Annotated in this window: 16 protein-coding genes and 2 pseudogenes; 6 read left to right on the plus strand and 12 right to left on the minus strand. The window is 61.4% G+C overall.

Translation table 11 applies throughout. The features are described 5' to 3' along the window. Positions 1 to 151 precede the first annotated feature (151 nt). The 5 genes from NKI29_RS18285 to NKI29_RS18305 form a co-directional block, all read right to left on the minus strand. Entirely contained in the window at positions 152 to 2,293 is a 2,142-nt protein-coding gene (locus NKI29_RS18285) for a beta-galactosidase (protein ID WP_352796879.1), read from the minus strand. A gap of 18 nt (positions 2,294 to 2,311) precedes the next feature. Further along, a complete protein-coding gene (locus NKI29_RS18290; RefSeq protein ID WP_352755655.1) occupies positions 2,312 to 3,451 on the minus strand; it encodes an ABC transporter ATP-binding protein in 1,140 nt (379 codons plus the stop codon). Positions 3,452 to 3,512: 61 nt separating this feature from the next. Beyond that, positions 3,513 to 4,364 carry a carbohydrate ABC transporter permease gene (locus NKI29_RS18295; protein WP_352541684.1) on the minus strand — a complete coding sequence of 284 codons (852 nt, stop codon included), beginning with the start codon at positions 4,362 to 4,364 and terminating at the stop codon, positions 3,513 to 3,515. Beyond that, positions 4,364 to 5,248: a carbohydrate ABC transporter permease gene (locus NKI29_RS18300; RefSeq protein ID WP_023677182.1), complete on the minus strand. Its 885-nt coding sequence runs from the start codon at positions 5,246 to 5,248 to the stop codon at positions 4,364 to 4,366. Before NKI29_RS18300 ends, NKI29_RS18295 begins: the two co-directional genes overlap by 1 nt. A gap of 71 nt (positions 5,249 to 5,319) precedes the next feature. After that, positions 5,320 to 6,591: an ABC transporter substrate-binding protein gene (locus NKI29_RS18305; RefSeq protein ID WP_352796881.1), complete on the minus strand. Its 1,272-nt coding sequence runs from the start codon at positions 6,589 to 6,591 to the stop codon at positions 5,320 to 5,322. A 244-nt stretch (positions 6,592 to 6,835) separates the two neighbouring features. Here NKI29_RS18305 and NKI29_RS18310 point away from each other — a divergent pair, with 244 nt between their 5' ends. Continuing rightward, positions 6,836 to 8,038 carry an ROK family transcriptional regulator gene (locus NKI29_RS18310; protein WP_352569054.1) on the plus strand — a complete coding sequence of 401 codons (1,203 nt, stop codon included), beginning with the start codon at positions 6,836 to 6,838 and terminating at the stop codon, positions 8,036 to 8,038. A 26-nt stretch (positions 8,039 to 8,064) separates the two neighbouring features. Here the strand turns inward: NKI29_RS18310 and NKI29_RS18315 are convergent, their stop codons facing one another. From NKI29_RS18315 to NKI29_RS18340, 6 genes are all read right to left on the minus strand, one after another. Continuing rightward, positions 8,065 to 9,435 carry an alpha-glucosidase/alpha-galactosidase gene (locus tag NKI29_RS18315; protein ID WP_352796883.1) on the minus strand — a complete coding sequence of 457 codons (1,371 nt, stop codon included), beginning with the start codon at positions 9,433 to 9,435 and terminating at the stop codon, positions 8,065 to 8,067. Positions 9,436 to 9,456: 21 nt separating this feature from the next. Continuing rightward, positions 9,457 to 11,124, minus strand: a complete 1,668-nt coding sequence (locus tag NKI29_RS18320; RefSeq protein WP_352569193.1) for an ABC transporter ATP-binding protein — start codon at positions 11,122 to 11,124, stop codon at positions 9,457 to 9,459. A gap of 10 nt (positions 11,125 to 11,134) precedes the next feature. Next, positions 11,135 to 12,268, minus strand: coding sequence for an ABC transporter permease (locus tag NKI29_RS18325; RefSeq protein WP_352576427.1), 1,134 nt, complete (start codon positions 12,266 to 12,268; stop codon positions 11,135 to 11,137). Between the two features lies 1 nt (position 12,269). Continuing rightward, positions 12,270 to 13,277 carry an ABC transporter permease gene (locus tag NKI29_RS18330; protein ID WP_031211897.1) on the minus strand — a complete coding sequence of 336 codons (1,008 nt, stop codon included), beginning with the start codon at positions 13,275 to 13,277 and terminating at the stop codon, positions 12,270 to 12,272. A gap of 112 nt (positions 13,278 to 13,389) precedes the next feature. Beyond that, positions 13,390 to 15,474, minus strand: coding sequence for an ABC transporter substrate-binding protein (locus NKI29_RS18335; RefSeq protein ID WP_352587338.1), 2,085 nt, complete (start codon positions 15,472 to 15,474; stop codon positions 13,390 to 13,392). Between the two features lie 118 nt (positions 15,475 to 15,592). Continuing rightward, the gene (locus NKI29_RS18340; protein ID WP_352449637.1) at positions 15,593 to 17,059 is read right to left on the minus strand and encodes an alpha-glucosidase/alpha-galactosidase; all 1,467 of its coding nucleotides are present in this window, start codon (positions 17,057 to 17,059) and stop codon (positions 15,593 to 15,595) included. Positions 17,060 to 17,130: 71 nt separating this feature from the next. Here NKI29_RS18340 and NKI29_RS18345 point away from each other — a divergent pair. The 5 genes and pseudogenes from NKI29_RS18345 (at position 17,131) to NKI29_RS18365 (ending at position 22,468) form a co-directional block, all read left to right on the plus strand. After that, positions 17,131 to 18,134: pseudogene (locus NKI29_RS18345) on the plus strand (AraC family ligand binding domain-containing protein). A gap of 499 nt (positions 18,135 to 18,633) precedes the next feature. After that, positions 18,634 to 19,071, plus strand: a complete 438-nt coding sequence (locus tag NKI29_RS18350; protein WP_031211895.1) for a CBS domain-containing protein — start codon at positions 18,634 to 18,636, stop codon at positions 19,069 to 19,071. Positions 19,072 to 19,184: 113 nt separating this feature from the next. Continuing rightward, a complete protein-coding gene (locus NKI29_RS18355) occupies positions 19,185 to 20,111 on the plus strand; it encodes an NADP-dependent oxidoreductase (protein ID WP_352635917.1) in 927 nt (308 codons plus the stop codon). A gap of 358 nt (positions 20,112 to 20,469) precedes the next feature. Continuing rightward, positions 20,470 to 22,160, plus strand: a pseudogene (locus NKI29_RS18360) (FAD-dependent oxidoreductase). After that, positions 22,157 to 22,468 carry a UBP-type zinc finger domain-containing protein gene (locus NKI29_RS18365; RefSeq protein WP_352796886.1) on the plus strand — a complete coding sequence of 104 codons (312 nt, stop codon included), beginning with the start codon at positions 22,157 to 22,159 and terminating at the stop codon, positions 22,466 to 22,468. The pseudogene NKI29_RS18360 and the gene NKI29_RS18365 overlap by 4 nt, the downstream one beginning before the upstream one ends. Positions 22,469 to 22,690: 222 nt before the next feature. Here the strand turns inward: NKI29_RS18365 and NKI29_RS18370 are convergent, their stop codons facing one another. Beyond that, positions 22,691 to 23,671 carry a GNAT family N-acetyltransferase gene (locus NKI29_RS18370; protein WP_352796888.1) on the minus strand — a complete coding sequence of 327 codons (981 nt, stop codon included), beginning with the start codon at positions 23,669 to 23,671 and terminating at the stop codon, positions 22,691 to 22,693. Positions 23,672 to 23,784 lie beyond the last annotated feature (113 nt).

Below are 23,784 nucleotides of genomic sequence, written 5' to 3' on the forward strand. Positions count from 1 at the left end.
TGAATGGGAGCAACAGCAGTTCGCCGGCCGTTCCTTGCGCACGTCAAAGCGCCGGTTCGATATGGATCAATGCCGGCGTGCTGCCGATGCCGGTCGAATTCCAGGATCAAAGAGTACTCAGGTTTCGTATTGCTAACGTCCGCTACAATGCTCAGATCAATTCGAGGACAGCGCAGCCATAGCCGTCCAGCGTCAACACTCCGGGGACAGGTCCTTCGCTATCGAGCAGGTTGCTGCCGAAGGGAACGCCGGTTACCGTAACGGGCGTGACTTTGACGTTTTGCACGAACAACAGCCGGCGTTCGTGATTCTCGCGCATTGTGACCTCGACGCCGTCCGGCAGATCCGGAACCAGAGGCTCCACATTCGCATCCACGAAAGTGCGCGTAGCGAGTTGAGCTGTCAGCTCCGGGGTCAGATAAGTGCCGACATAGAGCACACGGCCCTTGCCGACGGCGCGGGAGGTAATTGCAGGCGTTCCTGCCGCGTAGCGGTTCGACCAAACCCCTACAATTTCGACTTCCGGTTCGACTGCGAGGTTCTCATAGAAATAACCGGCATCGAACTCGTGGTTTCCGACGGTGAAACGACGGATACGGCGGCTGGATTCGGCCGGTCTGTCGGGAGGAATGATGAGCCCGCCGGAGCGCGACATGGTATTGAACAGGCCATTGGCCCCAGGTGCCGCCAGCCGCCCGAAATCCTCGACGCGAACGCCGGTCAGCTTCGACAGCGACTGGCCCGGCGCTGTCTCGCGGATGACGTGGTTGTTTTCGTCGCGGGTTCCCGTGCGCGCGCCGATGATGACGGTACCGCCATTTTCGGCAAAGACTTGCAGCCGCTCGGTCCAGCTGTCCTTCCAGATCACCCAATGCGGCACGTAGAATACCTTGAGCTTCGACAGATCGTCTTCCGGGTGGATGAAGCCGCAGGCGATGCCGCGGTCATAGCAATACTGATGCAGCAAGATTGCATCATCCTGCGGACTTGGCAGGCCGATGGGGAAGGTCTTGTGGGCTTCCTGATTGTCGAAGTCCGAGCCGGCGATGCCGACATCCATCCGCACATGGGTGCCCAGGATCTTGTCTTTAAGCGCCGTCATCTCGGTGGCGAACTGCCTGGCTTCGTCATAGCGGCGGCGAGCGACATCATCGTGATCGATGATGCCCATCCAGTATATCTCGGCGCCGAAATGTGCGGGACGCCAGCGGAAGAACATGATCCCATCGGCGCCACGCGCAACCGACGACATCGCCATGCGTCGCATTTCGCCCGGCTCCGGCGTCAGCGTGCAGAAGCCCGGCTGGGCGCCAAAACCCGACTGTTGTTCCGGCACTATGTAGTTGCCGGAAAATCCCCTGCAGATGTCGAGATGCAGCGCCTGGATCTTGGCGTGGTTGCCTAGGCGAAAGAACTCGTCATAGAGGAACGGATAGATGTCGTAGCCGACGAAGTCGAGATCGGTAGAGAATTGGCCGCGAAAGTCGATGTCACGCAATCCGCCGAGATTGTGGAAAATGAACCAACTGGCATTCGCTTTTCTCAGGATCTCGACCTGGTCGTGCTGGAACCGTGCTGTCGAAAAGGCGAGAAAACGGTGGTAGTCCTGGAGGTGACCGGGACCGGGAAAGGACGGTGAGAATTCCAGCGGGAAGACAATTTCGCTGAAATCGCCGTAAGCCGTCGCCCAGAAATCGCCACCCCAGGCGAAGTTCAGCCTGTCTATCGTCTTGTAGGTTTCCTGGAGATAAGCCTGGAATTCCTTCAATGCCGACGGCGAATAGGATTCCGGCATGCTGGTGTTGAGTTCGTTGTCGGTCTGCCAGCCAATGACATTTGCGTTGTCGCGGTAGTGGTCCACCATCGCGTTGGTGATCTTGCGGCTATAGTCGCGAAACACCGGGCTGCTGGTGTCGGCATACTGGCGTGAGCCGTGGCTCATCGACCGGCCATTTCCATCACGCCGCAGGATTTCCGGATGTTTTGCCGTCAGCCAGCGCGGCGGAGTGGCGGTCGGCGTGCACAAGATCGTGTTGACGCCGTGACGCGCCAGGCCCTCGATTGCCCGGTCGAACAGGCTGAAATCGAAGATGCCTTCACGCGGTTCGAAAATGTGCCAGGCGAATTCGCCGAGGCGGGCGACGTTGAAGCCGGCCTCGGCCATGCGCCGGGCGTCGTTGTCCCAGTAACTCTCGTCCACATGTTCGGGGTAGTGCGGCGCGCCGACCAGAAAGCGGTCGGTCTGGATCGTGCGCCAGACCGACAGGGCGCGGCCTTTTGAAGTCTTGTTCACGAAGGATACTCCTGCAGATCAGTCGGTGATGGTGGATTTGCGGGCACTGATTGTCCGCTCATCGACAGAGGAAAAGAGATAGACGTCACGCGGCTCGACCTTGAAGCCGACGGTCGCGTCGGCAGCGACGGCACTCGCATGGCCGATCTGGACGGTGACGTTGCCGCTGCCGCTTTCAGAACTGACGCATTGCAGCGGGCCCGCGTCGGCATAGAGGATGGTCTCGCGGCCGAGATGCTCGACCAGCCGCACCCGTCCTGCAAAACTCGCTGTCCCTTCCGCGGCCAAGCTGATGCTCTCCGGCCGAATCCCCATCGTCACCCTATCGCCGACCTGTACGGATGCCGCTTCCGTCAGTTCGACAGTCAAAGGAGAAAGACCGGCGGTCGACAGCGTGGCGGCGCCGCCGGAGACAGCGGCGACGGTCACTTCGAAGAAATTCATCCGGGGTGCGCCGAGGAAGCCCGCGACGAAGAGATTGGCCGGATTGCGGTAGAGTTCGAGCGGAGCGCCCACCTGCTCGACCGAGCCGCGATTGAGCACGACGATACGGCTCGCCATTGTCATCGCCTCGGTCTGGTCGTGCGTGACATAGACCATGGTGGCGCCGAGCCTGGCGTGCAGATCGGAAAGCTCGACGCGCATCTGCGTGCGCAGCGCTGCGTCAAGGTTGGATAGCGGTTCGTCGAACAGGAACACGTCGGGCGAGCGGGTTATGGCACGGCCGATCGCCACACGCTGACGCTGGCCACCGGAAAGCTGTTTCGGCCGCTTGTCGAGCTGGTCAGTAATGCGAAGGATCTTGGCGGCTCGCAGCACGGCGGCATCGATCTCGGCCTTGGGGCGATGCGCCATGCGCAGGCCGAAACCCATGTTCTCGGCGACAGTCATATGCGGGTAAAGCGCATAGGACTGGAAGACCATGGCAATGCCGCGCTCACCCGGCTCGGTGGTGGTGACATCACGGCCGTTGATCAGAATCTTACCGGTCGAGACGATTTCAAGCCCGGCGATGATCTTCAACAGCGTTGACTTGCCACAGCCGGACGGCCCGACGGTGACAATGAACTCGCCCTGTTCGACGCTGAGATCGATGCCGCGCAGCGCGTGGTAGCTGCCATAATTCTTTTGTATCTGCCGGAGTTCAAGACTGGTCATGGAGCCCTGCTTGCGAAATCAGTTTCGGATCGGGTGGGCGACGCCTTGAAGCCATGGTCGCTCATCCCTTGACCGCTCCCATGGTGAGGCCGGTGATGAAGTGCTTCTGCATTAGGAAGAACATGGCAACCGGCGGCAAAGCCACGACGATGGTGCCGGCCGAGATCAGGTTCCAGGCCGAGACCCATTCGCCGCGCAGGTTGGCGAGGCCGGCGGTTACCGGTTTGACGGTATCGCTGATGGTGAGGACGACCGCCCAGAAATAATCGTTCCAGATAAAGGTGAAGAGCAGGATGGCCAGCGCCGCGAGAGCCGGCCGCACCAATGGGACCACGACATGTACCAATGTCTGAAACGGCGTCGCGCCCTCGGCCCTGGCGGCCTGAAACAGTTCTCCCGGCAAGGCGGCGATGAAGTTGCGCATGAACAGTGTCGCAAACCCGGTCTGGAAGGCGATGTGGAAGATGATCAGGGCGGCCATCGTGTCGTAGAGGTTGAGCCGCACCATGAGATCGCGCACCGGGATCATCATGATCTGGTGCGGCAGGAAGTTTCCGCCGACGAACAGGGCGAAGACGAGCATGTTGCCGCGAAAACGGTAACGGGCGAGCACGAACCCGGCGAGCGTGCTCAAGATGAGAACGCCGATCACCGAGGGGATGGTGATCGTCAGGCTGTTGAGGAAGTAGCGGGCCATCGGCGTCTGGGTGAAGACCGCCGTGTAGTTGTCGACCAGGCCGAATTGGGTCGGCCAGCCCCACAGATTGCCGCCCATGACATCCTGCGTAGAGCGGAACGAGGTAAGGATGATGGCAAAGAGCGGCGCCAGCCAGACAATCAGGATGCCGACCACCAGCACGACATAGAGGCCACGCTGCCAAATAGCAGTCTCGGGAATCGGGCGGGGAAACATCAGCCGCCTCTTTCATCGGCGCGGATCATCCGCGTCAGGTACCAGGCGATGAAGACCGCCATGATCACGAACAGCACCGAGGCAATGGCCGCGCCATAGCCGAAGCGGTAGGAAAATATGGACTGCTCGAACATCTGATAGGCAAGCACCTCGGACGAACCGAAGGGGCCGCCGCTGGTCATCACCGAGACCATGTCGAAGGAACGCAGTGCGCCGACGACGGTGACGGCGATGGCGATAAAGGTGACCTGCGTCAGCTGCGGCAACACGATGTGGCGCAGCATGTTCCAGCCCCTGGCGCCGTCGACCCGCCCGGCGCCGATCAGGTCCTCGCTGAGATTGTTGAGGCCGGCGAGATAGAGCACCATGCAGAAGGCGATCTGCGGCCACAACGCTGCGATCACGACGGCGAAGGTGACGAAGTTTTCATCCGACAGTACTGCCGGGGCGGTCGCGCCGAAGGTGCGGAAGATCAGGGCGAGAAGTCCGAATTCCGGCGTATAGACCCAGGTGAAGACAACGCCGACGGCAACCGAAGCCAGCACCAGCGGAATGAAGAACAGCGATTTGAGCAGGCGCATGCCGCGGATTTTCTGGTTGACGAGCAGCGCGATGGCGAGGCCGAGCGGCGGCGCCAGCATGAACATCACCAACCAGATCAGATTGTTCTTCAGCGAAACATAGAACTGCGGGTCGGCGAACAGTTCGCGGTAGTTGCCGAGGCCGATCCAGACCATCGGGCTGAAGCCGTCCCATTCGTGCAGGCTGATCCATAGGCTCTCGACCGCAGATGCCAGAATGACGACGGAAAACAGCACAGCGGCGGGCAGAATCAGAAGTGTCGGTGTCAGCCACCAGCGATGGCGGCGCCAAAGCTTCGTCATTTTGGGAGACCTCATTCACGGAAAGCATCGGGGAGCAGAGCACGAACCCCGCTCCCCTCCGCTGGGAGGCGCTAGATCTTGAAGATCCGGCGACGAGTTCCCTCGAGACGCTGAAGAATGGCGTCCCGGCGCTCCGGCTTGGCCATGAATTCCTGGAAGCCGACCAGGCCGGCCTGGGCCATGTCGGGATCGGTGTCACGGTCGTAATATTGCGACGTGCCGGCCACCGTCTTGAGGCTTTCCACAGCCGCGTTGACCAGCGGATCCTTGCTGGCCGGAAGGTCGTTGCGCGGCGGAACGTTGCCGCCAGGTTCCAGATAAGGGCCGAAATTTTCCGGCTGGTAGAAGAAGGCGAGGAACTCGCGGGCACCCGCCTTGTTCTTGGCGTTGGCCGGGATGTGGACCGAATTGACCGAGAATTCTTCGTAGCGGTCGAGGGCGCCGTCAATCTTCGGGAAAGGCGCGAATGTCAGCTGCTCGAGATCCTGCTCAGGGAAAGTAGCCTTCACGAAGGCACCGAGGTTCATCATGCCGGCCTTCTTCTGGGCGAGGAAGGCGCCGGCCTCCTGCCAGCCGAACGAGGTTTGATCCGGGGTGAAGAAACCCTGCTTGATAAGCTCTTCCCAGTGGTCGAAAACAGGCGTCAGCGCCGGGTCGGTGTAAGCCATCTTGCCGTTCATCAAGGCAAAGTGCTTGTCCAGACCATTGATCCGCAAGTTCATCTGGTCGAACCATCCGGCCGCTGGCCAGAGTTCCTTGGTGCCGATGCTGACGGGGATTAGGCCTGCGGTCTTGGACTTCTGGCCGTAAGCCAGGAATTCGTCCCAGGTCGCCGGTACCGTAAGTCCGTGCTCGGCAAAGACGTCCTTGCGATAGAACATGCCCCACATCGTGCCGCCAGTCGGCAGGCCATACTGCTTGCCGTCGACAGTGACGGCACCGGTCATGGCACCCAGCACGTCCTTGTACTTTTCCTTCTCGAACAGATCCGAAATGTCGTCGAACAGGCCGCGGGTGACGAAGGCGCGCATGCGGTTTCCGGAGAACCAGAAGCAGACATCCGGCGCCCCGGCGACAAGGTAGTTGCGGATCGCGGTCTTGTGGGCCTCGTGATCCATATTGTTGATCACAACCTTGGTGCCGGACTGCTTCTCGAAGTCGGCCGCAATGCGCCGCAAGATCCGCAGGGCATCGGCATTGTTTTCGTCTGAAATGATGGTGACTTCGCTCGACTGGCTGAGTGCCGGCATCGGGAAGCCCGCGAGGGCTCCAGCGGAAATGCCCCCAGCTCCCTTCAGGAAATTGCGCCGCGTCGACGGCTTTTCAATCCACTTGAACGTCATTGTTACTCCTCCCGTGTTGTCAATTTCTCTACTGGCACACCGGCCGGCGCGGTTGTTCTTCTCACCGGCACCGCTCACCTCCCGGGCAAGGGAATATGCTTGCCCGCTCCTTCAGAGCGCGGTGATATTGCTAACCGGATTAATTTCGCTGACCCCAGGTTCGGGTGTTGAACAGTCGGGCAAACTTATGCATACGTTTTCTCGAGAGGCAATAATTAATTTACAAAATTAAGAAAGCGGATCCGTGAAGCTCAAGGGTGACCCGAGCACGACTCGGGCGATGAACCGCAGACTGATCCTCAATCTCTTGCGGCAGGAAGGAGCGCGCAGCCGGGCCGACATAGCGTCAGTTACCGGCCTTAGTCCGGCAGCGGTCACCTTCGTCGTGGCCGACCTCATCGAGGATGGCCTGCTGATCGAAGGCAAGACAGTCGTGGGCTCGGCTGGGCGCCGCCCTATCCCGGTGGATATCAACTATGCCAACGGCCTTGCCATAGGTTTCAAGCTGATGGTCGGATCGGTCGAATGCGTGGTCACCGATCTTGCGACCAATCCGCTGGGCTCTCTGCGCGTCAAGCTCTCGGACAGCGATCCCGACCATATCATAGCGACCTTGGCCAAGGCGGTGCCGGAGCTGATTTCGATTGTCGATCGGCCCGCTGCCAAGCTTGCCGGGATCGGCATTTCAATGCCTGGCGTCATAGACAACCAGAAGGCTGTGTGTATCCGCAGCAATCGCTACAACTGGGACAACGTTCCCCTTGGCCCGATGCTGGCCGAACTGGTAGACGTCCCCGTGTGGCTTGAGGACGACACCAATGCCTATGCCATTGCCCAGCAACTCTTCGGCCTCGGACGCCAGCACCGCAATATGGCCGTGCTGGCGATCGGCGTCGGAATCGGCTGCGCGCTCGTCTTCGATGGCAAACTCTATCGCGGCGCGAACGGTGCCGCCGGCAAGTTCGGCCACAGCTCTTATGAGGAGAACGGCCGCCTTTGCGAGTGCGGAAAACGCGGCTGCTTGATGGCCTATTACGCCGAGCCGGCGATCCTGCGCACCTGGCGCGAAGCCACCGGGCACAACGAAACGGATAGCAAAGTCAGCCTTATGGCAGCCTTGGCAGACCGCGAACCGCGAGCCGTCGCCATTCTCGAAGAAGCCGGACATGGCATCGGCCGGCATCTCGCCAATCTTGTCAACATCACCGACCCGGAGGTCATTGTCGTCGGCGGTGAAGCCGTGTCGTTTGGCGATGCGCTGTTTGGCCCAATGCGGCTGACGCTTGGGAAAAATACCTTTCGCGCGGCACCACCAATGCTGCTGGACTGGGAGGACAATTCCTGGGCAAGGGGAGCGGCTGCTCTCGTAACGCAGAAACTCTTTGATTTCGAAACATCTGCCGGCAACGCCGCTCCGCTTTCAAAGCCGGCCCTATGGTCGGCATAGGTGAGTGAAACAGACAGCCCTGCGCCTCAGGCCGCCCGAACGCTGCGCGCTCCACGCGCCCAGGCCGGCAGCCAATCGCCATGCGCAACCAGCAAATCATCGACCAGCGACCATATCTGGTCGAGGTCGAGCTCGGCCGCCGTGTGCGGGTCCATCATCGCCGCGTGATAGATGTGCTCGCGGTTCTCGGTCATCAGCGCTTGGACCGTCAGCTCCTGGACGTTGATATTGGTGCGGATCAGCGCGGTGAGCTGCACCGGCAGGTCGCCAATGAACGTGGGTTGAATGCCGGAGGCGTCGACGAGGCATGGCACCTCGGCCGCGCAATTATACGGCAATGTCGTGATGCAGCCATTGTTGCGGACGTTGCCGTAGATCACCGACGGCTCGCCGGTCCAGACCGAGTTCATGATCGAGGACGCATATTCCTTCGACTGCTCCACTTCGATCTTGTCAGCCGAGCGATAGGCTTCCGCTTGCCCCTTCCAGCGTTCGATCTGCTCGATGCAGCGCTTCGGGTATTCGTCGAGCGGGATACCGAATTTCTCGATCAGATCCTCGCGCCCGTCCTTGATGAAATGGGGCGTGTATTCCGCGAAATGTTCGGAGCTCTCGGTGACGAAGTAACCGAGGCGCTTCAGCATCTCGTAGCGCACCTTGTTCGGGCAGCGCGGATTCCATCCAGGCTTCGGCGCCCGCCCTTCGCTGTAGGCGCGCAGCAGATCCGGATAGAGATTGCGGTAGGAGCCGTCCGGCTGGCGATGCTCGAACTTCAGGTAGAAGGCCATGTGATTGATGCCGGCCGAGCGGTAGCGAATCTCCTCGCAGGGAATGTCGAGATCATGCGCCAGCTCCATTGCCGTGCCTTGCACCGAATGGCAGAGGCCGACCTGCTTGATGTCGGGGTATTTCTCCGCGATCGCCCAGGTGTTGATCGCCATCGGGTTGACATATTGCAGCATGATCGCCTGCGGGCAGACCGCGAGCATGTCCTCGCAGATCTTCCAGAGATGCGGCACGGTTCTCAACCCTCGCATGATACCGCCGACACCGAGCGTATCGGCGATGGTCTGGCGCAGCCCGTATTTCTTCGGAATTTCGAAATCGGTCACCGTGCAGGGCTCGTAGCCGCCGATCTGGAAGGCGACGACGACGAAATCGGCGCCCGCCAGCGCCTTGCGCTGGTCCGAATAGGTTTCGGCTTTGGCCTTTACGCCAAGCGTCGAGATCAGCTTGCCGACGACGATTGCGCTTTCCTCGAGCCGTTGCGGATTGATGTCCATCAGCGCGATCGTCGCGCCGGATAAAGCCGGACGCTGCAATATGTCGCCGACGATGTTCCTCATGAACACCGTCGAGCCAGCTCCGATGAAAGCGACCTTGGGATTTCTTGCCACAACAACCTCCGGCATAAGCAATTAGGCTACCTCGAAAGCGGCTTTGACCAGCCGTTCGGTGTAAGCGGTCTTGGGATGGGACAGGACTTCGTCGACCGGCCCCTCTTCGACGATCTTGCCGTGCTGCATGACGATGACGCGGTGGCACAGCGCCCGCACGACCTTGAGGTCGTGCGAGATGAAGATGTAGCTCAGGCCCCGTTCGCGCTGCAGCTTGCGCAGCAATTCGATGATCTGCGCCTGGACCGAGAGATCCAGCGCCGATGTTGGCTCGTCGAGTACGATGAATTCCGGTTCGAGCGCGACGGCGCGGGCAATCGCAATACGCTGGCGCTGGCCGCCGGAAAACTCGTGCGGGAAGCGCGAGAGGATATCGCCGGGCATGCCGGCGCTGATCAGCGCCTCGCGCACCCGCTCGATCCGATCGTTCCTGGTGGCGCCCATGCGGTTGACGACCAGCCCTTCCTCGATGATCTGGCCGATCGTCATGCGCGGGTTGAGCGACGAGAACGGATCCTGGAAGACGACCTGCATGCGCGACCGCAACGGCCGCATCTGCGCGCGCGAACAGCCATGGATCGGCTGGCCATCGAAATAGATCTCGCCGCTGTCCGTGGTGTTGAGCCTGAGCAACGCCTCGCCGAAGGTGGTCTTGCCCGATCCGGATTCGCCAACGAGACCCAGCGTCTCGTGCCGCCGAAGGGTCAGGCTGAGGCTGTCGACGGCGACGAGTTCGCGCAGGTCCGGCCTCATGAACGTGCCATGCCGCAGCATGAAGGAGACGCGCACATTCCTAGCTTCAAGAATAACGTCGGCGCCTTCCGGCAACGGATTTGCCTGGCCGCGCGGCTCGGAGGCAAGCAGGTGACAGGTGTAGGGATGCTGCGGATTGGCGAACAGCTTCTCCGTCACATTGTGCTCGCGCATCTCCCCATGCTGCATGACGTAGACATAGTCGGAGAACTGCCGCACCACGGTCAGGTCGTGCGTGATCAGGATCACCGCCATGCGCAGTTTCTTCTGCAGGTTTCGGATGAGATTGAGGATCTGCGCCTGAACCGTGACGTCGAGCGCCGTCGTCGGCTCATCGGCGATCAGCACATCGGGATCGTTGGCCAGCGCCATGGCGATCATTACACGCTGGCGCTGACCGCCGGAAAGCTGGTGCGGGTATTGTTTCAGCCGCGCTTGGGGTTCAGGGATTTGCACCTGCTGCAGCAGCTCGAGCGCCCTTGCTTCGGCCTGCCTGCGGCTCATCTTGCGATGCACCCGTATCGCCTCGACGATCTGGCTGCCGATCGTGTAGATCGGGTTGAGCGAACTCATCGGCTCCTGAAAGATCATCGAGATGCGGTCGCCGCGCAGTTTGCGCCGCGCACGCTCGGAAAATTTCAGGATGTTCGCCCCGTTGTATTCGACAGTCGATTTCGGCGACACGACTGCGCGCTTCGACAACAGTCCCATGACGGTGCGCGCCGTCACCGACTTGCCCGATCCCGACTCGCCGACAATGGCGATCGTCTCGCCGCGATAGAGCTGGAACGAGATGTCCTTGACGGCTACGATCATGCCGTGTTCGACCTTGAAATCGACGGCGATGTTGCGGGCATCAATGACCGGGTTTTCCGAACGGCCGTCATGGTCGAGCCGGACAGGCGGTGCGAAGGATTTGACGAGCGCGTGTTGCATCATGTCATGCTCAATAAGGATCGACCGCATCGCGCAGTCCATCCCCAAGCGCGTTGAACGCGAAGACGGTGACAAGCACGAAGCCGACCGGCGAAAGGATCCAGGGATAAGTGCCGATGACCGAATAGGTCGCGGTGTCTTGCAGCATCAGGCCCCAGGAGATCAGCGGCGGCTTCACCGCGAAGCCGAGAAAACCGAGGAAGGATTCGAGCAGGACCACGCTGGGGATTGCCAACGTGACCGCAACGATCACGTGGCTCATCACGTTCGGAAAAATGTGTTGCATGATGATGCGGCCATCTGTGGCGCCGACCGCCATCGCCGCACGAACGTAGTCGATCCGCGCCAGTGCCAGGGTCTTGCCGCGCACTTCGCGCGACATCTGCGCCCAGCCGAGTGCCGACATGACAACAATCACGAAGGCCAGGAAAACATTCGTCGGCGCCGTCACCGGAACCAGCGAGGTCAGCGCCAGATAAAGCGGCAATTGCGGAAACGCGAGCACCAGTTCGACGAAGCGCTGGACCCAGACGTCGAATGTGCCGCCGAAATAGCCCGACACCATGCCGACCGTCGTGCCGATCACGGTGACGATGAAGACCACGGTCAATGCGATCATCAACGAGATGCGCGAACCATAGATCGCACGAGCCAGCACATCGCGACCGAATTTGTCGGTGCCAAGGAAGTGCACCGGCTGGCCGTCGGTCGAGCCGAAGAAGTGCCGGTTCGCGGGAAGCAGGCCGAGCAGTTTGTACTCCGCTCCCTTGACGAAGAAGCCGAGCAGCCGCGGATGGTCGTAGTCCGGCCCGACGACGGGTTGGAAGGTGACCGGGTCGAGGTCTTCCGAATCCGCCAGGGCATAGACGCGTGGCTGGAAGACGAAGTTGCCGTCCTTGTCATGGAAGCTCATCATCTGCGGCGGGGCGAAGCCGACATCGGTCACCTTGGGATCCATCGGTGCGAAGAAGTCGGCAAACACCGCCAGCAGCACCAGAAACGCGACCAGGATGAGCCCGGCCATGCCGGTCCAGGACCGTTTCAGGCGGCGCCAGACGAGTGCGATGTAACTCTCATTGCCGCGCGGCTTGATCTTGGCCGGTTCCTCGGCAATTGGCGGCAGCGAGGGCTCGAAAGCAAGCATCTCAGGACCCTGCATATTGGCGCACGCGCGGATCGAGCATGACGAGCAGCATGTCGGCGATGATGTTGCCGACGATCAGCGTCGCCGACAGCACCATCATGAATGTCGCCGTGACATAGACGTCGCCCACCGCCATCGAGCCAACGATCGCCGGGCCGACGGTCGGCAGGGCAAAGATGATCGCGGTCTCGATCTCGCCGGTCAGCATATAGGGCAGCACCACGCCCTGATACATGACCAGCGGATGCAGCGCATTGGGCACCGCATGGCGCATCACGACCGCACCGCCGCTAAGGCCCTTGGCGCGAGCGGTTTCGACATATTGCGCATTCAGCGTGTCGAGCAGATTGCCGCGCATCACCCGCATGTTGTAGGCGAGCCCGCCGAAGGTGGCGATGGCGACAACCGGCCAGACATGCCGGACGAGATCGACGAACTTCGCCCAGGACCACGGCGCCCCGCCAAATTGCGGCGAGAAGAAGCTGCCGATCTCGGAGACGTTGAATTGGAAGACCAGCAAATAAACGATGATCAGCGCCATCAGGAAGCGCGGCACCGTCATGCCGAGGAAGGAAATCGCTGACAGCGTACTGTCGATCCAGCTGTACTGCCTGGTCGCCGCCCAGATGCCGAAGGTGATACCGAGGACCGATGCCAGCAGATGGCACACCAGCGCCAGGAGCAGCGTGCGCGGCAGGCGCTCGCCCACCACATCGGCCACCGGCTTATTGTAATAGAGGCTGTAGCCGAAATCGCCGCGGGTGATGATGCCGCCGATCCAGTTGAGATACTGGACGGGCAGCGGCTTATCGAGACCGTGTTCTATCCGATAGGCCTTGGCCTGCGCGTCGGCCTCGGCGAATGAGGCCCCGCCCTGATTGATCAACTGCGAGCGGATGTAGTCGGCATAGTCGCCCGGCGGCGCCTGGATGATGGCGAAGGTGACCAGGCTCAGAATGGCGAGGACCGGGATCGCCGACGCTATGCGCGTGAGCAGGAATCGCAACATCGGTCGGTCCGCTTCCTTGTCTAGCCGGTCGCTCTCTTTGAGCGTACGGAGGTTTGCTTTGTCCGGCCGCGCCAACTGGCGCGGCCGGAGTTCTCAGTCAGGGGAGGTAAACCTAGTTCATCGGGCCCTTGTCTCCGGGCTTGCCGGGAAGCTCTTCGGGGAACAGCTCGTATTTGGCCTGCTTGTCGGCAGCGACAAAGACCCGCTCGCGGACAATCGAATCCTCGGCCCAGTTGAACATGAAGATCGGCGTGCCCTGCGGGATGTTGGAGAAGCGTTTGTTGATGATCAGCGCGCCGGGATATTCCGTCAGGCCGACATTGTAGACGTGCTCGGTCGAGATCTTCTGGAACTCTCTCATCAGGCTGGCGCGCTCGTCATTGTCCGCGGACGAGACAAATTTGTTGACGATGTCGACGAGGTCCTTCTCGAAAGGCATCATATCGACCTCGCCGTTTTCCGGCGCACGATGGTCCCAACTGGTTCGTGGACCGACCGGGGCCAGTTGATCGGTATTCTGGACGACGGAAGTCAGCTCCTGATCGTTGCGCCGTACCAGCCAGTCGAAGCGGCCGGAGTATTGCGAGGCATCGCGCTGGGTGCCGTTGAGTCCGTTGAGCACGATCCGAAGCCCTAGCTTTTCCATCTGGGCGACTACACCTTCGGCAAGGCTCTTGTCGGTAGTGTAGTCGTTGTTGACGAGCATCACGATCTCGACATTCTTGCCGCCGGCGGTACCTGCAGGAAAATTGACGAAGCCGTCGCCGTCCGTGTCTTTCAGGCCTGCCTTGGCGAGTTCCGCCTTGGCGCCTTCGAGATCGAAGGGGTAGTAGACCGTCGACTTCCGGTCGTAGAAGCTCGTGCCCGAGGATAAGCCGCCCGGATAGATGGCAGTGAACGGACCCTTGACCAGCGAGTCGCCGAGCGCCTTGCGGTTCAGCGCCATGGTGACGCCCTTGCGGAAATCCTCGTTGCGGTTCAGCTCGCGTATCGCCTGCCCGCGCTCGTCGGGGTTGCCCCAGCCATTGGCTGAGAAATTCATGCGCAGATTATAGCCGATCAGCCGCGCGCCGAACGCAAGCCGTGCCGGTGCGTCCTTTTGCGCCGCGCGCTTCAGCGAGGCAACGAAGTTCTCCGGCTGCTCCAGATTGGAGAAGTCGCCGGCTCCCGCGACGGCCTGAACGTCGCGGTCGGCCCAGGTCGACAATTTGTAGTGCAGTTCATTGAGATACGGCAGTTGGTTGCCCTTCTCGTCGACCTTCCAATAGTACGGATTGCGACGCATGACGATGATGTCGTCGGGGCGGTATGCCACCGGCACCCAGGCACCCATCACCGGCATGTTCATATATTCCGGCGGGAACGCGTTCTTGAACTGCTCGTAGGTGTTCTTCGAATATTTCGGATGCTGCGGCTTGAGGATATGCGACGGGCCCGGACAGAAGGTGCCGTAAGCCATGGCGTAAAGGTATTGTTTCGGAAAGGCGTCCTTGAACGTCCACTCGACGGTGTAGTCGTCGATTTTCTTCAACGTCGTGCCGACGCCGAAGGTCTCCTGCGTCGCGCCGTTCAGCGGCGACACATTGGGGTCGATCACCTCGTCGTCCCAATAGAACATCACATCGTCGGCGTTGAATGGAACGCCGTCCGACCATTTCGCGCCCTCGACCAGACGCATCGTCAGCGTGTGGCCGTCCTTGGACCAGTCCCAACTCCTGGCGAGGTTCGGCAGCGGCTCCGTGTCCTTGGCCTCGACCTGGAAAAGCGGCGCGGTGCGCGTCAGGCATTCGGAAAGGCCGATGTCGATGCCGCCCCAGCCTTGCGTCTGGCCGGCGCCATAATTCCAGCCTTCCGGCCGGCCGCCGATGACATGGCGCATCGTATCGCCGTAAACGCCGATGCCATCCGGCATGTTGCCGGTCTTGAAGACCAGCGGCTCCTTAGGCAAACGGTCCTTGACCGGCGGCAGCTTGCCCGCCTTGACGTATTTCTCGGTGACCCAATCCGGTTCGTGATATTCCGGCAGTGCCTTGAATTCCAGGATGGAGTCGCGCGCGACGTATTTGATCTTTCCCTCGGCGGGGAATTGCGCGGGCACCGGCGGCACGGTCGGCTCGGATGCATACGCGTTCAGCGCCGAGGCCGAGACGCTAAGCGCCAGCCCGGCGAGAATGCCAATGTTTCGAAAATTCCTCATCGTCTCTCCTCCCTGTTTGTTCAGGAGCGCGTTGACGCGCTCCATTTCTCCTCGAACGAATGTACAGACGGGTGCGGAAAATTCTCCCGAAAGCTCGCCGCGATCCACCCGGTGAAATTCACACGGCCTGCTTGAGAGCCGTTTTTTCCGCACGCAATTCCTCGATCGAACGGACGTCGCGCCTTGCCGCACCGGCCCATTCGCGGGTCTTGATCCTGGATTTCGAAAGCCGTTCCTTCGCGGCCGGCACCGCATCGGCATATTGCGGCAGCCAGCGAGCCTGGGCGACGACCATTTCGTCCACCATTTGCCAAACCTCTTCCGGCGTCGAAACCGCGCCGACCAGCGGGTCGTGCAGGACCGCGAGCTTCAGCAGGTCGATATCGCCGGAGATCGCCGCATGAACCGACATGCGCTGGACGTTGATGGAGGAAATGCAAGTGGCGGCGCAGGCCTCCGGCAGCGTGATGCCGGAGGCCATGTTGATACCGAAGCGGTCGACGAAGCCGGGCGACTCGACGATCGCGTCCTGCGGCAGGTTGGTGATGATGCCGTTGTTCTTGACGTTGAAATGGCCGCGATAAACGCGGTTCGTCTCCAGCGCCTCGAGAATGTGGCTGGCATGCTCGTTGGAGCGCTTGGCGGGGTCTATCGGCCTGGCGGCGGATTCCAGAAATTGCGGGAACTCCGTTTCGAACCAGTTGCGTGTTTCGGTCGAATAACGAAGGTAGCCGCCGGTCTCGCCGTGGATCCAGTCGGACATGTCGATCCAGCGGGTGATTTCGTCCGGCCGCTTGCGATACCAGGGCAGGTATTCGGAAAGATGGCCGTTGCTTTCGGTCGAATAGACGCCGAAGCGCTTCAGGACATCGATGCGCAGCTTTTCCTGCTGCGAATAGACCGGATGCGCCTCGAAGGCGGCAACCAGCTCGTCCTTACCGATCTTGCGGCCGTTGAGACGCAGGTCGATGAACCAGGTCTGGTGATTGATGCCGGAGCAGACGTAGTCGAGCTCGGTGCGCGACTTGGCGCCGAGCACTTCGGCGATCTGGTCGGCGCCATGCTGGACGCCGTGGCAGAGGCCGACGGTATCGACCCTGCCATATTCGATCGCCGCCCAGGTGTTCATAGCCATCGGATTGGCGTAGTTCAGGAATTTCGCCCCAGGCTCGGCGACTTCGAGGATATCCTTGCAGAAATCGAGGATTACCGGAATGTTGCGCTGGCCATAGAGGATGCCGCCGGCGCAGATCGTGTCGCCGACGCACTGGTCGATGCCATACTTCAAGGGAATGCGGATATCGTCCGCATAGGCTTCGAGACCGCCGACGCGAACGCAGCTGATAATGTAGCGGGCGCCCTCGAGGGCAGCACGGCGGTCTGTCGTTGCCGTAACCTTGGTCGGCAGCCTGTTGAATTCGACGACCCTGTCGAGGATCGACTTGATCATCTGGAGGTTGCGCTCGCTGAGATCGGTCAATGCGAATTCGACATCCCTGAATTCAGGAACGCACAAAATGTCGGTGAAGAGCTTCTTGGTGAACCCGACGCTTCCCGCACCGATGATAGCGATCTTGAAACTCATCAGCCTCACCTCGACCTGATCGAATGCTAGGGCAAAGGCGGAGAAAAGAGGCCTGGCCCGCCTGCCACGCTATGCAGGCTGGAATCCGGCACTTCCTCCCATCCGCTCTTTGACCGCGGTTTCTTTTGCTTTTCTCGAGGGATTATGCGCCTTATTCGGCACGCGACCAGAGAAGGATTATGCTTTTAGGGGTAATTTTGTGCTGCGGAACTTGATCGACATCGGGCCGGCGGGCAGGACGGTATCGCTGCCGCGCGGGCGCCAGCGCCTACACACCATGCCGACAAGCACCGGCTATGAAGTGCGCGAGAACGAGGTCTACGACTGGGATGGGCGCAAGCGCGGCCTGACGCCGTTTACCGTGCTCCAGCATACGATCAGCGGCACCGGCCGATTGCGCTACGAGAACCGGAACTACCGCCTGCAAAAGGGCGACACTTTGCTGGTTCTCGTGCCGCACAACCACCGTTACTGGCTGGCCAAGGGCGAACGCTGGGAGTTCTTCTGGATATCGATGAACGGCGAGGAGGCACTGCGCATCCACAAGTCGATCCTTGCCGCCGTCGGTCCGGTGCTGCGGCTGCAGCCCTCGACGATCGATCATCTGGCTGATTGCAGTGTGCGCCTGATCACGGGCGCGGTCTCGCCGGGAGCCGCCTCGGCCGTCGCCTATGAAGCAGCCATGGCGCTCTACGACGATGTCTTCGGCTCGCATGCCGTCACCGACGACAAGAGCGCCATGCAGCCGGTCATCGATCACATCAGGGCCAATCTCGACAGGCCGCTCCGCGTTGCCGATCTCGCTGAGATCAGCGGCCTGAGCCGCGCGCATTTCTCGCGCTGCTTCGCCGAGAGCGAGGGACTTCCGCCCGCCGAATTTGTGCTGCAGCAGCGACTGCAGCGCGCGGCGAAGTTGCTGACGAAGGCCGATTTCCTGCCGGTCAAGGAAGTCGCCATCATGTGCGGCTTTGAGGATGCCAATTACTTTTCGAAGGTCTTCCGCCGCCTCTACGGCATCAACCCGACGCAATTCCGCACCAACGGAATGTATGCCAGCCTGGGAACCGCCCGATAGATTGGCACCGCGCGTGGCGTCGGAAGCGGGAACGCTTTTGCTTCCCCTTGGTTTAGGACAAGAGAGCCTGCTCGCCGCTGCGGCAACCCGCTCTTGGCGGAGATCAGGTCACAGTTGTCAGGGGAGTGATCGATGAACAATCCCGATCCGAATAACCCGAATCCACTGCCGGACAATCCCAATCCGGAGCCGGCCCGGCCGCCTGCCCCGCCGGAGACTCCGCCGGGAGAACCTCCAGGCGTACCCCCGCCCTCGCCGGATCCAATTCCGACGCCGGACCAGGAGCCGATCGGAGTTCCTCCCGGCACGCCTTCCGAAATTCCTTCGGAACCGACCTTTCCCGGGCCGACCGCCTGTAGGGCGGTCGGGTGGAGGATGGCAAGGGTGATTTCGGCGAAGCGCTCGAAACGGGTCTTGCCATGGAACGTTTTGCGCTGGCGCTCATTCACCCTTCCATCATGGAAACCCGCGGCGGGCCCTGCAACCAACGGAGGTTAAAATGAAAGTTAGCAACTGCATGACAAAGGACGTCGAGATCGCCAGTCCGCAGCAAACCCTGCGCGATGCGGCAGAAATGATGGGTCGCCTCGACGCCGGCGCAATGCCGGTGGGCGAGAACGATCGGCTTGTCGGCATGGTAACCGATCGCGACATCGCAATCCGCGGCGTCGCCCAAGGCAAGACACCTGACGCCAAGGTACGGGAAGTGATGAGCACCGAGGTCAGGTATTGCTTCGAAGACGAAGACGCGGAGGATGTTCTGCGTAACATGGCTGACCTGAAAGTGCGCCGCTTGCCGGTGCTAAACCGCGACAAGCGCCTGGTCGGCATCGTTTCGCTGGGCGACCTCGCCACCAACAGCGAGACGGCGACAGCAGGTGAAGCGCTGAGCGGCATCTCGCAACCCGGCGGCGAGCATTCGCAAACGATACACTGACGGCGCACCACCGGCCGGCCTTTGCTACGACCGAACCGCCGGCTGGATAGACGCCGGCCTGCCGGCGAAACTGTTCAGAGCGAACTGGACTGCAAACCGACGAGGAGCAAGCCATGATTACGATGAAGGCCGTCCGTATCCACGATTTTGGTGGACCGGAGGTTCTTTCGCTGGACGCGGTTCCGTTGCCTCAGCCGCATGACGACGAGGTCACGCTCAAGGTCTACGCGGCAAGCGTCAATCCCGTCGACTACAAGGTTCGCGAGGGCTCTTCGGGCGCGGATCTGCCCGTCACGCTCGGCCGCGACGTATCCGGCGTGGTGGAACTGTGCGGCACGCGGGCCCATATGCTGAAGAAGGGCGATCCGCTATATGCCATGCTCGGCAACGACCGCGGCGGCAACGCCGAATATGTCGTCGTCAAGGCAACGGAGGCGGCGGCGAAGCCGCAACGCTTAAGCCACGCCGAAGCCGCCGCCGTGCCACTTGCGGGCCTTACCGCGTGGCAAGGCCTTTTCGATCACGGCGGCCTCAAATCCGGGCAGCGGGTCCTTATCCATGGCGGCGCCGGCGGCGTCGGTCATCTGGCGGTGCAGTTCGCAAAGGCCGCGGGCGCGTTTGTCGCGACGACCGTGTCCGCGCAGGATTTCGATTTCGTCCGCGCGCTTGGCGCCGACCAGGCGGTCGATTACAAGAACCAGCGCTTCGAGGAGCTTGTCGAGGACGTCGACCTCGTCTTCGACCTGGTAGCGGGTGAAACACAGGACCGCTCGTGGGACGTGCTCAAGCCCGGCGGGACGCTCGTCTCAACGCTTTCCGAGCCGTCGGCGGAGAAGGCCCGCCTGCATCGGGCTCGCGGCGTTTCCTATTTGACCAAGCCGAACGCGGCGCAGCTTGCCGAGATCAGCCGCCTCATCGACGCCGGGAAGGTCAGGCCATTCGTACAGGCAATCTATCCTCTTGAGGAAGTCGCCAGGGCCGAGGAACAGCTCGAGAAGCAGCACACGCGCGGCAAGATTGTGCTTCAGGTAGCTGCCTGAGCACTCGCCGAACAACAGGCCGCAGGCCAGTTTGCGGAGTGCTCGGACACAGGCCGTTTTCTGCTGTCCAGAAGCCCGGCGGCCGAGAGTTTGACACAGGACGGCCCGCCGGGCCTGGCCGGCTTAGGCAGGTGCCGGCTGAAGCAGCATGCGCCGGGTTTGCCGGGATGCGCAAATCAAACAAGTCAAGGAGATGCAACGGATTGTGAGGCACGTCGCGACGACACCTTCGCACCGCCGCCGTCAGTTAACTGCATGCGAAGGACACAGCGTTTACCGACAGGCGAGCCAGGTTCCTACCGGCCGCAAGCCGCAAAAACCGCTTCAAACTGTCGGAAACCGGCGATAGGTTCGAACCATGTCTCAACCCGCCAATCCGATCTCCATTGCCCGTCGCGATCAGATGTTTCCAGTGCTGGCTGAGGCGGACCTGGACCGCATGGGCCGTTTCGGCGAAGCCGTGTCCTATGCTGCAGGCGAACAGATCGTCAAAGCCGGCGAGCTGGCGCCCGGTCTGATCGTGGTCCTGTCCGGCAAGGTGGATATCATCCAGGGCGGCAGCTTCGGCCGGCGCGAAACAATCGTCACGCACGGTGCAGGCAATTTCGTCGGCGAGTTGGCGCAGCTTTCAGCCCGACCCTCACTGGTGGATGTGGAGGCGGTCGAGCCGGTCGAGGCGCTCGTCATCCCCTCGCAAAGGCTGAGGGACCTGATGGTGCAGGAAGCAAACCTCGGCGAGCGCATCATGCGGGCGCTGATCCTGCGCCGTGTCGGCCTGCTCGAGAGCGGCACAGCCGGCCCGATCATTGTCGGACCGGTCAACAGCGGCGACGTTTTGAGGCTGCAAGGTTTTCTGGCTCGCAGCGGTCAGCCGCATCGCGTTCTCGATTCGGCTGCCGATCCCTGCGCCAGGACCCTGATCGAACGCTTCCATGTCGATATCCACCATTTGCCGATCGTGCTCTGTCCGAACGGCAAGCTGCTGCTCAATCCCGGAGAGAACGAGCTTGCCCGCTGCATCGGCCTGGTGAGGCCGATCGACGCCGGCAAGCTGTACGACGTGGCCATTGTCGGCGCCGGACCGGCCGGCCTCGCGGCGGCCGTCTACGCGGCTTCCGAAGGGTTGTCGACGATCGTGCTCGATTGCCGTGCCTTCGGCGGACAGGCGGGTGCCTCCTCGCGCATCGAGAACTACCTCGGTTTTCCGACCGGCATTTCGGGAATGGCGCTGATGGCGCGCGCTTACAACCAGGCGCAGAAATTCGGCGTCAGATGGTGATACCGGACGAGGCGAAGCTGCTGGGCAGCGCAAGCGACACGTCCGGTGCCCACTACACGCTCGCCGTCGGCGGCGGGGAGACCGTGCGGGCACGGTCGGTGGTGATCGCCAGCGGAGCGCGCTATCGCCGCCTCGACATGGCAAACCTGGCGCAATTCGAGGGAACCTCCGTGCATTACTGGGCTTCGCCGATCGAAGCGCGGCTTTGCGCCGGGCAAGAGGTAGCCCTGGTCGGCGCCGGCAATTCGGCTGGTCAGGCTGCCGTCTACCTGGCGGCGCATGTGAAGAAGGTATGGCTGCTGGCGCGCGGCAGCAGCCTCGATGCGAGCATGTCGCGCTATCTGGTGGAGCGCGTCAGGGCACAGCCGAACATCGAAGTGCTGGCTGAGACGCAGATTGCGGCACTGGAAGGCGACGACGGCAATCTTGGCAAAGTGCGCTGGCGCAGCCGCGACACCGAGACAGCACGTCCGATCCGCCACCTCTTCCTGTTCATCGGCGCCGATCCGAACACCGACTGGCTGGCGCAATGCGGCGTGGCGTTGGACGCGAAGGGCTTCGTTCGCACCGGGCCTGACATTGGCCAGGACCGTGGTGCGCTGGAGACGAACCGCGGCGGGGTGTTCGCCATCGGCGACGTGCGCTCCGGCTCGATCAAGCGCGTCGCCGCTGCCGTCGGCGAAGGCGCCCAGGTGGTTGCAGCGCTGCATGCATATCTCGCGCGAAACGGCAGTCTCGCCGTGGCGCCACAACTGGTCAGGAGCGTATGATGGCAGACGAATGCAAGCACGCCGGGGACATTCGCGACGTGACACCGAGCGCGCTCGGCTGCGAGGAATGCCTGAAGAGCGGTTCGCAGTGGGTGCATCTGCGGCTCTGCCGCACATGCGGCCATGTCGGCTGCTGCGACGACTCGCCCAACCGTCATGCCACCAAGCATTTTCGGGCAACCGGCCATCCTGTCATCGAAGGCTACGATCCGCCGGAAGGTTGGGGATGGTGCTACATCGACGAAATCTTCCTCGACCTCGGCGACCGAACCACGCCGCAAAACGGTCCGATACCGCGCTTCATTTGAGCTTTTTGCGAGCGGGCCGCTAGAGCAATTCCAGGAAAAGTGTGAACGGTTTTCGTCCGGAATTGCGTCAAAACAAAAGATGGAGCTGTTCTGCGATTCCGTGAAACGATGAACCGTTCTAAAGCATGTCGCGCAAAAGTGTGCAGCGGTTTTGCGATAACGACATGTATAAAAGCAAGAATCTAAAGCGCGCCGCATGACGCCGATCGAACACGACGCGCTTTAATCCAAGGCTGCTTCGGCTTGAGTGGGCGTATCGCGTCCCTCTGGTGGTGCCGATGACCGCTCGCGCATATGCCTGACGGTCTGAAGAACACGATCGGCAAGAAATGCAAGCGCGCCCTGTGCCGTGCGCGTCCCGATGACGGATTCCAGCGTAACCGCCTGCGTTGAGAATTTGTGTTTGAACGACTCTGCGCCACAGAGGAAATCGACCATGCTCAAGCCGTGATCGATCGACCACTGCACGTAATCCATCAACAGGATCACGCCCGGCGACGCCCGGCCGAAATCCGGATCGAACGTCGTCACGAAGGCCATCATCACGTCGTGCTGGACGAAGTTGATCGACACCGCGACCATCACGCCATTGCATTCGAGGACGAAGATATGCAGCACGCCGGCGCGCGCCAACGCATCGACGAGCGCGGCGAGTACCGGCACGCCCTCTTCGAACAGGTCTGACTCACGCATGCGCTCGGTCAGCCATTTCCGCTTCAAGGCCGCGAGGCGCTCCAGTACCGGTTGCAGCGGCTCGTCGGGGGCAAGCAGGCGAAATCTCACCTCTCCGGTTTCTTCCAGCGCTTTGATGCCGCGCCGATAGTTCTGGCGCGTCTTTTTCGACTGGTCCGCGAACCATGCCGCTCCGCTTTCCCATTGTCCGGCAACGCGATAGCTGACTTCCGTTCGGTGAAACGGACGAAGCCTGATGCCGCCGGAAGCTCCCGGCGTGAAAATTTTGCGGGCCGCCGCATCCGGTGAGAGACGATTGATCAAGGCAAGGTCGAAGCCGCCGGCATCGCAGAGTTGGGTCCATAGCTCCTGCAGCGCCGATAACGAGCATTCCGGAGCAACGAGAATATCCCCATAGTCGGTATAGCTGCCGGCCGCCCATTCGAGAAACCGCAGCCCCCTGCGCCTGCCGATCGCCAGCGGAACGACAGCAACGAGTCTCTCGCCCTTCCAGACCAGGCCGATCCGCAACGCGCGCTGGTCACGGCGTTGTACGGTACTCCACCATGCCGAAATCCAGGCATGGCTTTGAAAGATCAGCCCGTCGGTACGATGCCAAAGCTCCATCCAAGCGGCTTCGACCG

Source organism: Mesorhizobium sp. M0678, from assembly GCF_040320505.1.
GTDB lineage: Bacteria > Pseudomonadota > Alphaproteobacteria > Rhizobiales > Rhizobiaceae > Mesorhizobium.